Source organism: Moellerella wisconsensis (assembly GCF_022592395.1).
Classification (GTDB): domain Bacteria; phylum Pseudomonadota; class Gammaproteobacteria; order Enterobacterales; family Enterobacteriaceae; genus Moellerella; species Moellerella wisconsensis.
On record NZ_CP093243.1, the window covers coordinates 260,736 to 275,555 of the forward strand.

A 14,820-nucleotide genomic window follows, 5' to 3' on the forward strand; every position below is an offset into this window, starting at 1 on the left:
TAACGCTGCGGACTGCACGAAGATCTCGGAACTAACTCTAGCTAAGCAACGGCAAAAGCTACTAGGGTTTTAGAAAGTCTCAGGGTAACTCGAAGCATCCGCACAGTCGATGTTAGGTCACCCGCTGTTATAGATCCAAGCAATGGCTCTAAGCTGAACCTCACCAAGACTGCTAAATAGCTTTTGTGGGGGGATTACCGTAGCCAGTCAACATGGACGGCAGCAAACGACCCGAAACGGACATTTATTCGACTAAACAGCTTCAGCTATTGCAGCTTCGTCGTCACGCTAGACCGGATGTAGTTCAGAAGTTCCGCCCGCTCTTGTGGATAGGCTGCCAGATCGACTGTTCCCAGTCCAAGATACCCATCTCTTGCGGCAATAACGATGTGCTTATTCTCGCTGGGCAGACGCTGAAGAGCCCAATCAGCAGCGGCATCCTTAGACGCAATATCTCCGGTCATCGCAGTGTACCAAATACGTACTAAGGCAAGAACTATGTTTCTTTCATCTCCCTCCCAATCTGCCTCTGTAGTCCAGAGCGCCAACGTTTCCAGCAGTGAACGTTGCACATCAATAGCAGGAATCTCATCGAAAAACTCTTGAGCTGCTGGACCATACAAAGCTAGGCTATGCAGCCTCACCTTCGTCAACAAGATAGCTAGGTCGTGGTCCGTCATTGCCGGCTCAAAAATACCTGCATTGATATCGTGACGCAACCATTCACCAAATTGCATTTGCCGTCTCGCCGGATATCGCCACGGCACCACGTCTTTTTGTGCCAATATAGTCACCTCAAGTGCACGGCGCTTAGCATCGGTGCCTGGAAAAGCTGATACCAACAGCAGGTCGGACATCAATGCCACCCTAGTTGATTCGCCTAAAGGAGTACTCACAGTGATCAACAGGTCTATATCACTAAATGGTTTTAAACCGCCATCAACTGCAGAACCAAACAGATGAACCGCCTGAATAGTTTCACCAAGATGGTTTTCTAAAATTGATAGCGTATCGGATAATTGGTCTGCTATCGATTCTGGAAGTTTAGTAGTCATGGTTAATATGGTATCTAGTTTAGTAGTCATGGTTAATATGGTATCTACTTTTATTTCGAATGACTACCCTTGGTCGATAGCCGGAGTAGCAGGATGCTTAATGCCACTATCTATTGCAATCTGCTTGGTGTCACTAGGTAATAAGGGAAAATGCTCACGTATACCCAACACGCCGCTCTCCCATTCAAGACTGAGAAAAACAGCAAGTTCTAAATCAGAGAGCAAATGGTGAACTAGTCCCATTTTATGAGAGTAAATACGGTGGGAACGACCTGCTGAAGAGACTTCTTGTACTGTTAACCATGGAATATAGTCCTTACCATGCCCTTGACCACGCCCCTCTTTAATACAACGGGCAATTTGTACTTCTGAGAATGAAGATTTTGCTTTAGCCATAATAAAAGTCCAGTATGCTTTTTCACAGCATAACTAGACCTCTAAAAGTTCTCAACTATTTTGTCTGTTTCTCAACTTAATTGCTCGTCCACACATGATTTATTTCTATAATTTTCTTCCATGTTTATTGAAAAAAATACTCAAGAGTAGATCTTTATTTTGTAAAGTAGTGTTAATTACTAGAATTGACAGATGGATCAGAAAAATCAGTGAGCATGATGCCAGCTTTGTGATATTTAACTCCCGATTTCCAGATGGTCTTTAACAGACGCACTGCTGCATTGATAATGTCTCTTGTATCAGCACTTGGATATTCTAACCGTTCAGAACGGTGGTTGTAGTATTGAGGTCCGCTGGCGTAATGGCTGGTTTGGATAAAAACAGAAACAAAGGAACAGACTCGTTTTTCAGCTCGAAGTTTCTCTGCTGCTCTCTCTGAATACTCGCAGATAGCCTGATGCATATGCTCATAGAGCTCAATTTTTTTTCCAAATGAACGTGAACAAATGATTTGCTCTTTAGTTTTTGCTACTTCTTCAAGCTCGATGCAAGATTCACCGTTCAGCTCTCTCACAGTGCGTTCTACAACCACACCGAATGTTTTACGGATCATGGTTGTTTCAGCCCTAGCCAAATCAAGCGCTGTAACTATCCCCATAGCATTTAGCCGGTTACTTATTTTTCTACCCACACCCCATACTTCATTAACAGGCACAAGGGACATGAGCCGTTTCTGGCGTGAAGTAGCACTCAAATCGACTACACCGCCTGTTTTGGTCCATGTTTTAGCAGCATGGTTTGCCAGTTTAGCCAGTGTTTTAGTTTGAGCAAAACCAACACCGACCGGTACATGAGCTATCTGCAAAATTCGTTGTTGTATCTTGCGACCGTAATCTTCTAATGGAAAGTATCTAGACATGCCGGTCATATCTAGATACTGCTCGTCGATACTATACGTTTCTACTCTTGGGGCAAAATCAGATAGTGTGTCCATGACTCGGTTGCTGATGTCAGCATAAAGGGCGTAGTTACTACTAAACACCTGAATATCATGCTTTTTAATCAGAGACTGAATCTCAAAGTATAGAGCCCCCATTTTGATCCCAAGCAACTTCACTTCCTTTGAACGTGCAATAACACAACCATCGTTGTTTGATAAAACAATAACTGGCTTATTGGCAATATCAGGGCGAAAAATGCGCTCACAACTGGCGTAGAAACTGTTTACATCAACTAAGGCAAACATTATCTCGCCTTGTGAATAATGTAGGTCACAGTGCCGAATATACTTAATTCTTCACCATCACTGATGTATATCGGTGAGTAGCTGCTGTTCATGGGTATAAGAGCAGTAACAGGGCTGGTTTGTAGCCGTTTTATCGTAAACTCTCCATCGAGTGAAGCAATAACGATATCTCCGTGTTTTGCATCAATCGAACTATCTACTATGACGATATCTCCATCTAGAATTTGTGCATCCATCATAGAAGTACCAGATACTCGTAAAAAGTATGTGCCTGAAGGGTGCTTGATTAGCAAAGAGTTTAAATCAATGCGGTCCTCTAAGTAGTCACTCGCCGGTGACGGGAAACCGGCTTGTACTTGATCAGCGAATAAAGGAAGCGGAAGTGTTTTCTCAACGTTGCATAAGGTTAATTTCATGAAAGCCTCAATACTGTACGGATATACAGCATTGTATGCAACAGAGTTAGGAAATTGCAAGCTAAGGATTATGTTGTTTGTCTACGCCATACCCGATGAAATTTCCTAAACACCCCTCATATTGCTCATTGTTCATAATACTTTATTTATCGAAAACAGAGGTTTAACGTAAAAAATATATTTTTTTGAGCGGCAAACCTCTCATTGGATGAATCTATATCTGTTATTCTTTTACTTGATGTAAGCAATATGAGTTTTCTAATGCCAGCATATTCGGTTTAAAAGAGAGCTTATTGGTTTCAGGGTCCAATAGGTTATATAATGTTGATGCATGACTATAAGCGTAAATTACATGTTGGTTCAGTAATTCAATTATATATCCGCTTGGTTTATCCCAATTTTTCATTATTATATCAGTGATATATGCGTGACCTTTATCCTCTATGCTAAGATGTTTTGTTTGTCCATTGAAAAATAGCTCCATATTATTAACCGCTTTAACATAATCAACAGCAAAGGCTGAGAAATTTGAGTAGTTCAATATTTGCCTATTCATTTCATCACTAAAAATTACTGTGTTGTGACTAAGTTGGTGTTTTTCGGCACCTATTTTCAGTGTGTTTTTACTGGAAATCCCTATTGCAAAAGTTGCATAATCACCTTTTCCTTTTGACCAGTAGCTATTTCTAAACAATTGTTGTCCATTTTTACCTTCTATTTCACCTAAAAAACCATAGGTATGATTTTTTCCATCAGAAACAATAAGTAGCAAGTCAGAATATGGAAAATTTTCAAAAGCTGTATGAATAGGAAAGGTAAACGCCTGATAATTTGTTTTTGAGCAAGCTAGAAGATTAGGATTTTTAGGTGTTATGACCTTTATATCAAATGAATTTTTTAATTGTAATTTATGGTGAATACTATCCTTACCCATTTTATATATATTAAGATACTTGTATTCAAAATCAGTTATGCCATACAGAGATAAAAGTCTGGTAACTAAAATATCTCGTGTAATATCTCCATATTCTGACCGCAACAAATCCATCATTAAATATTCAAATGCATGATTCCTTAAATGATCACTAATCCCTGCCAAGTAGTTTGACGGTGTAGAGAGATTCCCTCTGTGAGACTGAGGGGACTGTTCTCCAAGTGGGTGTTGCATATTGGTTTGATAAGATAGAGCTTTAAAAATAGCCGCATAGAACATAGCCCAATAGGAGGTAGTATTATTGGTCGTGTATTCAATATAGAGATCATCATAATAGATAGTGTTCACGTTCAATGAATGTCCCGATAATTTTGTCATGCATTTCAGGTGACTTCGAGTAACCTAACGTCTTACGGTTAAGGCGCTTCAAGCGGTTTCTCAGATTCAAATTCTCTCTTTCTATTCGTTGCGTATAAAACTTACTTGCTACATGTTTCTGCTTGGGCAATATCTCATAAGCACTGAACTTATCCGTGCACCAAAAAGCGACATTAAACCTAGACAGTAAAGCCAGTAACTGGCGAAGAGTCCTTTTGTTTCGACGACCAAACGTATGAGCAATAATCCGTTTTAGGCGGGGCTCCCACGCATACCAAAGCCAGCGTTGTTGCTTCTTATTAGTCACAAAAGACCACTGTTCATCGACCTCGCAAAGGAGTTCAATGTGCAGATTATCAAGAGGTAAAGAGGTTACCTGTCTAGGCGAGAGTTTTTTAAAGTACGAACAACCGCATTAATGCTGATATGAAGGGCCCTAGCAGTATCACGAATACCGGCATTATTCATAGTGAGGTCGATAATTTTATCTTTAGTTCCGGGTTGGCAAGCACGATATTTATAATCGAGTTGGAAGCTTCGGCAGCAATCTTGGCAACGATAACGTTGATGACCAGTGCTACCTAATCCATGTTTTTTCACTGGGGGCGTTTGTTGACAAAATGGGCACCTTACATCGACTTTAGCCATGAATATTCTCCGATAAATTACCCTATATTACAGGTTAATCACCGGATTGAATACATGACCGGAGTTTTTAAGGATTATTTAGGGAAGAGTGACAAAATAGATGGGAACTGGGTGTAGCGTCGTAAGCTAATACGAAAATTAAAAATGACAAAATAGTTTGGAACTAGATTTCACTTATCTGGTTAACTAATCTAGCTAACCTGCCGCTCAGCTTAGTACGATCCTATATCCAACTGATCATAATCCTTTCATCAGTATCCCAAATTAAATCCCCCTCCTAGACTGCCTCACCAACACTTTACAGTGATCCCGTATTTCCGGACAGGTGATTGATTTTTTTCGCTTGTACAGGTGTTAAGCCACAGTTATCTTGATGTGGACATTATGCATTGTAATAGCCCATTAACATGCGCTAAGAGCATAAATTAATATACAGTAACAAGCATTACGAGGTGCTAATGTTTGGAAAGCAGCCTCTTCCAACTACAATAATAAGTTAACTATCCTCCACCCACAAATAATTACAAATGACCCCTTTCCGCTATAACTCCGATCTCACCAGCGGCTCGCTACAAACCCGAGAGTGTCGCATTATTACTGGCTTGTTACTCCAAGAGCTTGATGAAGCTGCCTGGGATAAAGCCATGTATAAGGAAAATGTGCTTCAGAAACGCACGCAATCTACGGTAAGACGTATTTCTTCAGCGCTTAGAAAACGCCTAGAACACCTAAGCTCTGACTTTTGGGCTTTTGCGTTTTTATGTTAGGCATTGTCTGGCAACTGGAGGAAGTGTAATGACCATGAATGGTCACTGTGATTGACAGTATCTTGCTTAAACTTATCTGAACAATGGTAGAACTGGCTCATATTTATCCCCTCTATGATTGTTTATCTTTTTCACCATAAAAAGTATCAGGGGCTACTCAGGGCTACATAAAGATATTTATCTACTTTTACTGATTGATAAGTAGCATCAGTCCATCCGCAGGACTGGTGGTGCCGGCAAAATGCTGACCCAACACATGCGTATAGATTTGCGTGGTCTTAACATCGTTATGCCCTAAGAGTTCTTGCACAGTGCGAATATCACGCCCCGCTTGTAATAGATGCGTAGCAAACGAGTGACGAAATGTATGACAAGTGACACGCTTGCTAACGATGCCTGCTTTTTGTACGGCTGCCTTCAATGCCTTTCGCGCAACGGAGTCATGCAGATGATGGCGGCATAATTTGCCGTTATACGGGTGGTTGCAGAGCGTGCTGGAGGGAAAGACAAACATCCACGCCGCTTGTCGATAAGCAGAAGGGTATTTGTGATCTAAAGCAAAAGGCAGCGATGGCCCTACGCCTTGTAAGTTGTCGTCTTGCTGAATAAGCCGCGCTTGCTCAATGAGTTATTTTATTGCTGGGATTAGGCGCGTGGGCAGTAGGCTGTTTCTGCTTTTCCCACCCTTACCGTCATGCACAGTGATGCAGCCATTATCAAAATCAAAATCTTTAACCCGCAAACGCAAGCATTCATTAATGCGCAAACCTGCACCATACAGCAGCGTAAAAATAACTTGGTTGCGAGTATCCATAACCTGCAAAATGCGTTGCACTTCATTTGCAGAGATAACAGAGGGTAGCCGTCTAGGCTTGCTTGCAGGGATATAATCAATATCGCCCAACGGCTGTTGTAAAAACCTGTTGTACAAAAAAGCTAGGGCATTTAAAGCGATTTTCTGCGTGTTTATGGCTACATGTCTGCTGTTTGCTAAGCTGGATAAAAACAGCCTGACCTCTTCACTGCCCATGGTCTGAGGATGACGTTTTTTGTGAAACAGAATAAAACGCTTAATCCAGTGCAGGTAAGTTTTTTCAGTTTTCAGCGCATAACCTTTTTGTCGCATATCCGTGCGTATAGAATTTAAAAATGGACTGTTAGACATAAAACGCTCCTTGTCTTGCAACTGTCTGCCTATACAGCCTATTCTAGCTGGGATTTAAAAAAGTGCCTGTTTTTTACGCCTAGAGATGCTTGTTTACCGGTAGAGTTTTAATTTAATGCTAAATAAATTAAAATGTTATGAGTTCTTTGGGTGAGATAATGTGCATCGTGCAAGCAGGATAGACGGCATGCACGATTTGTAATAACAGAGTGTCTTGTATTTTTAAAGAAAGTCTATTTAATACAAGTGATTATATTAATTAACGGTAAGCATCAGCGGGTGACAAAACGAGCATGCTTACTAATAAAATGTTAACCTCTGAGGAAGAATTGTGAAACTATCACTAATGGTAGCTATATCGAAGAATGGAGTTATCGGGAATGGCCCTGATATTCCATGGAGTGCCAAAGGTGAACAGCTCCTGTTTAAAGCTATTACCTATAACCAATGGCTGTTGGTTGGACGCAAGACTTTTGAATCAATGGGAGCATTACCCAACCGAAAGTATGCGGTCGTAACACGTTCAAGTTTTACATCTGACAATGAGAACGTATTGATCTTTCCATCAATTAAAGATGCTTTAACCAACCTAAAGAAAATAACGGATCATGTCATTGTTTCAGGTGGTGGGGAGATATACAAAAGCCTGATCGATCAAGTAGATACACTACATATATCTACAATAGACATCGAGCCGGAAGGTGATGTTTACTTTCCTGAAATCCCCAGCAATTTTAGGCCAGTTTTTACCCAAGACTTCGCCTCTAACATAAATTATAGTTACCAAATCTGGCAAAAGGGTTAACAAGTGGCAGCAACGGATTCGCAAACCTGTCACGCCTTTTGTACCAAAAGCCGCGCCAGGTTTGCGATCCGCTGTGCCAGGCGTTAGGCGTCATATGAAGATTTCGGTGATCCCTGAGCAGGTGGCGGAAACATTGGATGCTGAGAACCATTTCATTGTTCGTGAAGTGTTCGATGTGCACCTATCCGACCAAGGCTTTGAACTATCTACCAGAAGTGTGAGCCCCTACCGGAAGGATTACATCTCGGATGATGACTCTGATGAAGACTCTGCTTGCTATGGCGCATTCATCGACCAAGAGCTTGTCGGGAAGATTGAACTCAACTCAACATGGAACGATCTAGCCTCTATCGAACACATTGTTGTGTCGCACACGCACCGAGGCAAAGGAGTCGCGCACAGTCTCATCGAATTTGCGAAAAAGTGGGCACTAAGCAGACAGCTCCTTGGCATACGATTAGAGACACAAACGAACAATGTACCTGCCTGCAATTTGTACGCAAAATGTGGCTTTACTCTCGGCGGCATTGACCTGTTCACGTATAAAACTAGACCTCAAGTCTCGAACGAAACAGCGATGTACTGGTACTGGTTCTCGGGAGCACAGGATGACGCCTAACAATTCATTCAAGCCGACACCGCTTCGCGGCGCGGCTTAATTCAGGAGTTAAACATCATGAGGGAAGCGGTGATCGCCGAAGTATCGACTCAACTATCAGAGGTAGTTGGCGTCATCGAGCGCCATCTCGAACCGACGTTGCTGGCCGTACATTTGTACGGCTCCGCAGTGGATGGCGGCCTGAAGCCACACAGTGATATTGATTTGCTGGTTACGGTGACCGTAAGGCTTGATGAAACAACGCGGCGAGCTTTGATCAACGACCTTTTGGAAACTTCGGCTTCCCCTGGAGAGAGCGAGATTCTCCGCGCTGTAGAAGTCACCATTGTTGTGCACGACGACATCATTCCGTGGCGTTATCCAGCTAAGCGCGAACTGCAATTTGGAGAATGGCAGCGCAATGACATTCTTGCAGGTATCTTCGAGCCAGCCACGATCGACATTGATCTGGCTATCTTGCTGACAAAAGCAAGAGAACATAGCGTTGCCTTGGTAGGTCCAGCGGCGGAGGAACTCTTTGATCCGGTTCCTGAACAGGATCTATTTGAGGCGCTAAATGAAACCTTAACGCTATGGAACTCGCCGCCCGACTGGGCTGGCGATGAGCGAAATGTAGTGCTTACGTTGTCCCGCATTTGGTACAGCGCAGTAACCGGCAAAATCGCGCCGAAGGATGTCGCTGCCGACTGGGCAATGGAGCGCCTGCCGGCCCAGTATCAGCCCGTCATACTTGAAGCTAGACAGGCTTATCTTGGACAAGAAGAAGATCGCTTGGCCTCCCGCGCAGATCAGTTGGAAGAATTTGTTCACTACGTGAAAGGCGAGATCACCAAGGTAGTCGGCAAATAATGTCTAACAATTCGTTCAAGCCGACGCCGCTTCGCGGCGCGGCTTAACTCAAGCGTTAGATGCCAGATTTGGCGTTGCGTATGCTCACAGAAAATCGACAGCCGCAAGACTGTTTTTGGCAACTCATAGCCACCACTATTTATCCTTCATACCGTAGAGGAGATTGCACGTGAAGAACTGGCTCTTTCTGGCTATTGCAATATTTGGTGAGGTCGTCGCAACTTCCGCACTGAAGTCCAGCCATGGATTCACCAAGTTAGTTCCTTCTGTTGTAGTTGTGGCTGGCTACGGGCTTGCGTTCTATTTCCTCTCTCTCGCACTCAAGTCCATCCCGGTCGGCATTGCTTATGCTGTTTGGGCTGGCCTCGGCATCGTACTTGTGGCAGCTATCGCTTGGATCTTCCATGGCCAGAAACTAGACTTGTGGGCGTTCGTTGGCATGGGACTTATCGTTAGTGGCGTCGCCGTTCTAAATCTGCTATCCAAGGTCAGCGCACATTGATCGGGCTGGCATCTAACAGTTCATTCAAGCCGACGCCGCTTCGCGGCGCGGCTTAATTCAGGTGTTAGTCGGACGCCTACGGCGCCGAGGAAAAAAGAAACCAAACCATTCTTGCTGCCAAAGAGAAAAACCCCTTACGGTGGCGTACTGGGAAAGTGCGTATCTACGACGCCTTGCCGGTCTCAATGTCATGCCGTCCTCTTTCGAAGGCTGCTTGATGCAAACCTCTCAAAAATCTGGCATAAACTATCTTGACATATTCCGATTGAACACCTTCCGAATATCAGCGGCTATCAGCGGGATCTCATCTTTTTTCGTGACGTAGGAGTGGGCATTCTGCTGCAGATGAAACTGGCAGCGTTGCCACAGAATTCCAGGGAAGACAGCATCGATTGCCGCGCGCAGTCCTGAGTGGTCATCACTGGTGATCATTCGCAGGCCGTGCATCCCTCGTCGTACGAGACCCTCGAGAAAGGAACGCCAGTTTACCTCTGCCTCACTGTTCGCGACTTCGGCGTCAAGAATATGCCGATTCCCGCTGTAATCAACGCCAATAGCCACTAGAAGCGCCTGCTTGACCACATGGGAACCGACGCGAACCGATTCATAGGTCGCATCAAGTACCAAGTATTGAATCTGTCCGACAGGCTGCGCCTTCCAAGACGTAATCTCTTCATCGAGCTCCTTTGCCAGCCTGCTGACCTGGGACGAGCTGACTTCGGTGCCACAAAGAATTTCGACGATATCCGAGACCCTGCGGGTACTTACTCCTTTGACATACATTTCGGCGATGGCGAGCTTGAGAGCACGCTCACTGCGCATGCCTTTCTCGATGCAGCTGGGATAAAACTCCATCCCGCGAACTTGTGGTACTTTCAAGAGGACTTTCCCGGTCGCAAGATTGAATATTGGATTATTTGGATTTACCAACAAACACTACTATTTAGCTACGAAAACTCAAGAGAAGTACACAAAACCTTTTGGAAGTGATGGAAGTTTAAGTCCTCTTGATTATAGTGTAGGTATTGGAACAGGTTTAGAATTAGGACATTTCCAGTTTATGTTTGGCTATGATTACCCTCTTAGTAACAGTTCGAAAGATCCAGACCTAAGTCAAGTACGCCAACACAACTTCAGAGCAAGTATAGCATATTCATTTAGAAAGCTAAAAAAATAAAACTAACCTAGGGCTTTGGATATTTTCAAGGCATCTGATAAAGACTTAACATCATGGGTGCGGAGATAATCTGCACCTTTTTTGTATGCATACATTTCTGCTGCAAGAGTTGGTGCTAAACGAGATTTCACATCGGTTCCAGTTATTTTACCTAAGAATGATTTCCGTGACACTGCAATCATTACTTGCAAATTAAAAGCTTCTTGAATTTCAGGGAAACGCTTCAAAACAAGAATAGATGTTTCTGGATTAGAGCCTAAAAAGAAGCCCATACCCGGATCAAGAATAATTCGTTCACGCTTTACACCAGCCTCAACTAAAGCAGCAATTCTTTCTTTAAAAAATTCCATCATGGAAGTAAAAACCTCTTCCGGATTCGTTTCAACTTTAGTAGCTGCACCAATTCGCTGAACGGAGTGCATCAACACAAGTTTGCAATCTGACTTTGCCAAGCCTGAATAAATCTCAGGATAAGGAAAACCTTGAATATCATTAATAAAATCAACCTTTTGTTCTATGCAAAAACTCTGAACCTCAGGTTTAAATGTATCAACAGAAATAGAAATGCCTTTTTCTTTTAAAGCCTTAATGACAGGTTTGAGTCTTTTGATTTCTTCCACAACGCCCACTTCAGTTGTATCAGGATTACTGGAAGCGGCTCCCAAATCAATCACATCTGCTCCATCTTCAACCAAATGCAGAGCATGCTCAATTGCCTTATCTGTATCTAAATAAAGTCCTCCATCGGAAAAACTATCGGTGGTTATATTTACGATTCCAAAAATCTTGCTCATATCATTTTGCTTTGATTACAAAAGTAGCATTTATCTTAATTGACTAATTATCACTTACGCAAATTGACACATTTTCCCTATCTTTGCAGCCTAATTTTTTTGTTTTAATTCATTATGAAAACTGATAGGAACTGTCATTTCGAGTTTTTCGCGGTTTTGGGTCAAAATTCGGTTTTTTCCCCGAACTACGACTGTTTTCGCACCCCGAACAACTAATCCAATCAGAATTTTCCGGCAACGCCGACTCCAAGAAGTGTAATTCCAGTCTATTTCTGCCGTCAACCCCTGATTCGCGTTAATGCGACAAAGCTCAAACACATAACTCCCCCACGAAGCCATATAAACTCCGATTTCGAGGTGTTATCCTGTTCCGCATAAACTTCGTTTTTGGGTATTATACCTACACCAAAGCAAGAAGATTATGGGTCCAAACTTCATTTGTATATTTTGCAAACAAATATCTGCCTGTCATATCTGTCGGAGTGTGGTGATACTCCTTTGCATTAAAAATGCGCTGATAAAAGGTAGTTCAGCAAAAGGCGAAACGCCAATAAATATATCTATAACCGGTTTCGCCCGTTGATTGGGTATCGCCGTGCTTCCGATATGTTCAATGGCTACGGCATGAGAACCGAAAAAATGGAGCAATTTTATTTTCTCTTCTTCAAAATTCTTTGTCCAATCCGGGTTATATTCCATAATTTCAATTTTCATGATAGTTTCGTCCTTGCCTCAAAAACCATGTTTGGTATTATACTCCATATCTCTCCGGTGCAGGAATAGCCTTTTCTGATGCACGGCTAACAGCTTCCCATTCTTCCCAGGTAGCCATCCGTGCTTTTAAGGTATCCATCGCCAAATCGTATACCATGCTGCCAAGGATAAGCCTCAAAGGCGGATTATTGCTGGCTACTAATTTCATAAGGGCTTCCGCTGCCAAGGAAGGATCACTATCGACCGAATCTTCGGAATACTGTTTCGCCAGCTCATCGCGCAGTGTACCGTATGAATCTAATGGATTGCTGTAACTCATCGAAGTGTATAAATCTGTCCAATATCCTCCTGGTTCCACCATAGTGAGTTTCACTCCGAAATGTTCCGCTTCTTTTGCTAAGGCTTCACTCATTCCTTCCAGCGCAAATTTACTTGCACTGTAAATACCAGACATCGGACCCGAGATAATAGCGCCAATGCTTGTAATCTGTATGATATGTCCAGAACGCTGCGACCTCAAATAGGGCATCACTGCCTGACAAACCCAAAGAGCTCCAAAAAAGTTTGTGTCCATTAGTTTCCGAGCATCGGATTCGTTTAGTTCTTCAATCATACCCATAGTCATGATACCCGCATTATTAACAACAATATCAAGCCTACCGAAATGTTTAACTGCTGTTTCAACCGTAGAAAAAACAGCCTCCCTATCTGTAACATCGAGGTTTAATGGCAGTAAGCTCTCTTGATATGTTTCTTCTAGCTTCGCCAAATTATCGATAGTCCTTGCAACTGCAACAACTTTATCCCCGGCTTTCAAGGCGGCGCATGTAAAAGCATAGCCAAGCCCCTTGCTTGCTCCGGTAATAAACCATACTCTTTTATTTTCGCTATTAGGTATCATAGATATTCTCCTTTAGGCTATTATAGAAAGATTATTATAAGCGAAATTAATACCGTTAAACGCCATGAGCCCGACAATTTTGAGCACTTTGTTTTGTACTCCCAGAAGCTCACCACTACAAATTATCATCAACCCGGTCCTTTTTTCAGTCCACTTGCGGTTTCATTGTTACTTTGTCATAGCGTCGTGTCAGAATGCGGCAGAGAACAGCGTTTACTATCAACGCAACACCAGACCAGAAAAACCATGTATTAACACCTATAACCTCAACAACCGGACCTGCAACAAGTAAGCCTATCGGCATAGAAAGAGTCATGGCGGTCATCAAAAGGGAAAACACCTTGCCCATCATTTCAGGGGCAATGCTTTCTTGAACATAAGCCATAACAGGAACATTCATAAATGGGCACTGTTGCAAAGTTAGCGATGAGGCAGCCTTTTGTCTTATTCAAAGGCCTTACATTTCAAAAACTCTGCTTACCAGGCGCATTTCGCCCAGGGGATCACCATAATAAAATGCTGAGGCCTGGCCTTTGCGTAGTGCACGCATCACCTCAATACCTTTGATGGTGGCGTAAGCCGTCTTCATGGATTTAAATCCCAGCGTGGCGCCGATTATCCGTTTCAGTTTGCCATGATCGCATTCAATCACGTTGTTCCGGTACTTAATCTGTCGGTGTTCAACGTCAGACGGGCACCGGCCTTCGCGTTTGAGCAGAGCAAGCGCGCGACCATAGGCGGGCGCTTTATCCGTGTTGATGAATCGCGGGATCTGCCACTTCTTCACGTTGTTGAGGATTTTACCCAGAAACCGGTATGCAGCTTTGCTGTTACGACGGGAGGAGAGATAAAAATCGACAGTGCGGCCCCGGCTGTCGACGGCCCGGTACAGATACGCCCAGCGGCCATTGACCTTCACGTAGGTTTCATCCATGTGCCACGGGCAAAGATCGGAAGGGTTACGCCAGTACCAGCGCAGCCGTTTTTCCATTTCAGGCGCATAACGCTGAACCCAGCGGTAAATCGTGGAGTGATCGACATTCACTCCGCGTTCAGCCAGCATCTCCTGCAGCTCACGGTAACTGATGCCGTATTTGCAGTACCAGCGTACGGCCCACAGAATGATGTCACGCTGAAAATGCCGGCCTTTGAATGGGTTCATGTGCAGCTCCATCAGCAAAAGGGGATGATAAGTTTATCACCACCGACTATTTGCAACAGTGCCGGTATAATAAGAATATCATCAATAAAATTGAGTGTTGCTCTGTGGATAACTTGCAGAGTTTATTAAGTATCATTGCAGCAAAGATGAAATCAATGATTTATCAAAAATGATTGAAAGGTGGTTGTAAATAATGTTACAATGTGTGAGAAGCAGTCTAAATTCTTCGTGAAATAGTGATTTTTGAAGCTAATAAAAAACACACGTGGAATTTAGGTTAGACTATAAATAG

16 protein-coding genes and 4 pseudogenes are annotated in these 14,820 nt (G+C 43.2%); 6 read left to right on the top strand and 14 right to left on the bottom strand.

Annotation, left to right across the window (positions count from 1 at the left end; translation table 11 throughout):
- Positions 1–266: 266 nt before the first annotated feature.
- The 6 genes and pseudogenes from MNY66_RS17445 to MNY66_RS17470 all read right to left on the bottom strand — a co-directional run bounded on the left by MNY66_RS17445 (position 267) and on the right by MNY66_RS17470 (position 5,073).
- Positions 267–1,055, bottom strand: coding sequence for an AadA family aminoglycoside 3''-O-nucleotidyltransferase (locus MNY66_RS17445; RefSeq protein WP_094963268.1), 789 nt, complete (start codon positions 1,053–1,055; stop codon positions 267–269).
- A gap of 69 nt (positions 1,056–1,124) precedes the next feature.
- Positions 1,125–1,451: pseudogene (locus MNY66_RS17450) on the bottom strand (heteromeric transposase endonuclease subunit TnsA); the annotation flags it as partial.
- Positions 1,452–1,623: 172 nt separating this feature from the next.
- Entirely contained in the window at positions 1,624–2,697 is a 1,074-nt protein-coding gene (gene umuC, locus MNY66_RS17455; RefSeq protein WP_094963265.1) for a translesion error-prone DNA polymerase V subunit UmuC, read from the bottom strand.
- Positions 2,697–3,113 carry a translesion error-prone DNA polymerase V autoproteolytic subunit gene (gene umuD, locus MNY66_RS17460; RefSeq protein WP_072070751.1) on the bottom strand — a complete coding sequence of 139 codons (417 nt, stop codon included), beginning with the start codon at positions 3,111–3,113 and terminating at the stop codon, positions 2,697–2,699. The genes umuC and umuD overlap by 1 nt, the downstream gene beginning before the upstream one ends.
- Before the next feature lie 223 nt (positions 3,114–3,336).
- Positions 3,337–4,395 carry a hypothetical protein gene (locus MNY66_RS17465; protein ID WP_241501930.1) on the bottom strand — a complete coding sequence of 353 codons (1,059 nt, stop codon included), beginning with the start codon at positions 4,393–4,395 and terminating at the stop codon, positions 3,337–3,339.
- Positions 4,376–5,073, bottom strand: a protein-coding gene (locus tag MNY66_RS17470) for an IS1 family transposase (RefSeq protein WP_104872948.1) whose coding sequence is annotated in 2 segments (ribosomal slippage) — positions 4,376–4,824 and positions 4,824–5,073 — 699 coding nt in all. Because the reading frame shifts where the segments join, the coding sequence is not laid out codon by codon here. The genes MNY66_RS17465 and MNY66_RS17470 overlap by 20 nt, the downstream gene beginning before the upstream one ends.
- A gap of 527 nt (positions 5,074–5,600) precedes the next feature.
- Here MNY66_RS17470 and MNY66_RS17475 point away from each other — a divergent pair.
- The gene (locus tag MNY66_RS17475; RefSeq protein WP_001353740.1) at positions 5,601–5,840 is read left to right on the top strand and encodes a BrxA family protein; all 240 of its coding nucleotides are present in this window, start codon (positions 5,601–5,603) and stop codon (positions 5,838–5,840) included.
- Positions 5,841–6,027: 187 nt separating this feature from the next.
- Here MNY66_RS17475 and intI2 read toward each other — a convergent pair.
- Positions 6,028–7,005: pseudogene (gene intI2 / locus MNY66_RS17480) on the bottom strand (class 2 integron integrase IntI2).
- A 331-nt stretch (positions 7,006–7,336) separates the two neighbouring features.
- On the opposite strand from intI2, the gene dfrA1 reads away from it, so the two are divergent.
- The 4 genes from dfrA1 to qac all read left to right on the top strand — a co-directional run bounded on the left by dfrA1 (position 7,337) and on the right by qac (position 9,780).
- Complete coding sequence (gene dfrA1, locus MNY66_RS17485) at positions 7,337–7,810, top strand: trimethoprim-resistant dihydrofolate reductase DfrA1 (protein ID WP_000777554.1); 474 nt, start codon at positions 7,337–7,339, stop codon at positions 7,808–7,810.
- Positions 7,811–7,904: 94 nt separating this feature from the next.
- The gene (sat2, locus tag MNY66_RS17490) at positions 7,905–8,429 is read left to right on the top strand and encodes a streptothricin N-acetyltransferase Sat2 (RefSeq protein ID WP_000704156.1); all 525 of its coding nucleotides are present in this window, start codon (positions 7,905–7,907) and stop codon (positions 8,427–8,429) included.
- A 57-nt stretch (positions 8,430–8,486) separates the two neighbouring features.
- The gene (aadA1, locus tag MNY66_RS17495; protein WP_001206316.1) at positions 8,487–9,278 is read left to right on the top strand and encodes an ANT(3'')-Ia family aminoglycoside nucleotidyltransferase AadA1; all 792 of its coding nucleotides are present in this window, start codon (positions 8,487–8,489) and stop codon (positions 9,276–9,278) included.
- A gap of 169 nt (positions 9,279–9,447) precedes the next feature.
- A complete protein-coding gene (qac, locus tag MNY66_RS17500; RefSeq protein WP_000800531.1) occupies positions 9,448–9,780 on the top strand; it encodes a quaternary ammonium compound efflux SMR transporter QacL in 333 nt (110 codons plus the stop codon).
- A gap of 264 nt (positions 9,781–10,044) precedes the next feature.
- On the opposite strand, the pseudogene MNY66_RS17505 reads toward qac, so the two are convergent.
- Positions 10,045–10,683, bottom strand: a pseudogene (locus MNY66_RS17505) (IS256 family transposase); the annotation flags it as partial.
- On the opposite strand from MNY66_RS17505, the gene MNY66_RS17510 reads away from it, so the two are divergent.
- Positions 10,682–10,957, top strand: a complete 276-nt coding sequence (locus tag MNY66_RS17510) for a hypothetical protein (RefSeq protein WP_109023896.1) — start codon at positions 10,682–10,684, stop codon at positions 10,955–10,957. The pseudogene MNY66_RS17505 and the gene MNY66_RS17510 sit on opposite strands and share 2 nt — an antisense overlap.
- Positions 10,958–10,959: 2 nt before the next feature.
- Here MNY66_RS17510 and sul3 read toward each other — a convergent pair whose 3' ends face one another.
- From sul3 to MNY66_RS17540, 6 genes and pseudogenes are all read right to left on the bottom strand, one after another.
- Positions 10,960–11,751 carry a sulfonamide-resistant dihydropteroate synthase Sul3 gene (gene sul3 / locus MNY66_RS17515; RefSeq protein WP_000034420.1) on the bottom strand — a complete coding sequence of 264 codons (792 nt, stop codon included), beginning with the start codon at positions 11,749–11,751 and terminating at the stop codon, positions 10,960–10,962.
- 90 nt (positions 11,752–11,841) lie between these two features.
- Positions 11,842–12,090, bottom strand: coding sequence for a hypothetical protein (locus tag MNY66_RS17520; protein ID WP_015058183.1), 249 nt, complete (start codon positions 12,088–12,090; stop codon positions 11,842–11,844).
- 129 nt (positions 12,091–12,219) lie between these two features.
- Positions 12,220–12,465 (bottom strand): GrpB family protein, encoded by a 246-nt coding sequence (locus MNY66_RS17525; RefSeq protein WP_001354008.1) that lies wholly within the window; start codon positions 12,463–12,465, stop codon positions 12,220–12,222.
- 37 nt (positions 12,466–12,502) lie between these two features.
- A complete protein-coding gene (locus tag MNY66_RS17530; RefSeq protein ID WP_000612791.1) occupies positions 12,503–13,366 on the bottom strand; it encodes an SDR family oxidoreductase in 864 nt (287 codons plus the stop codon).
- Positions 13,367–13,511: 145 nt separating this feature from the next.
- A pseudogene (locus MNY66_RS17535) lies at positions 13,512–13,769 on the bottom strand (hypothetical protein); the annotation flags it as partial.
- A 54-nt stretch (positions 13,770–13,823) separates the two neighbouring features.
- Entirely contained in the window at positions 13,824–14,528 is a 705-nt protein-coding gene (locus MNY66_RS17540; protein ID WP_001067855.1) for an IS6-like element IS26 family transposase, read from the bottom strand.
- Positions 14,529–14,820 lie beyond the last annotated feature (292 nt).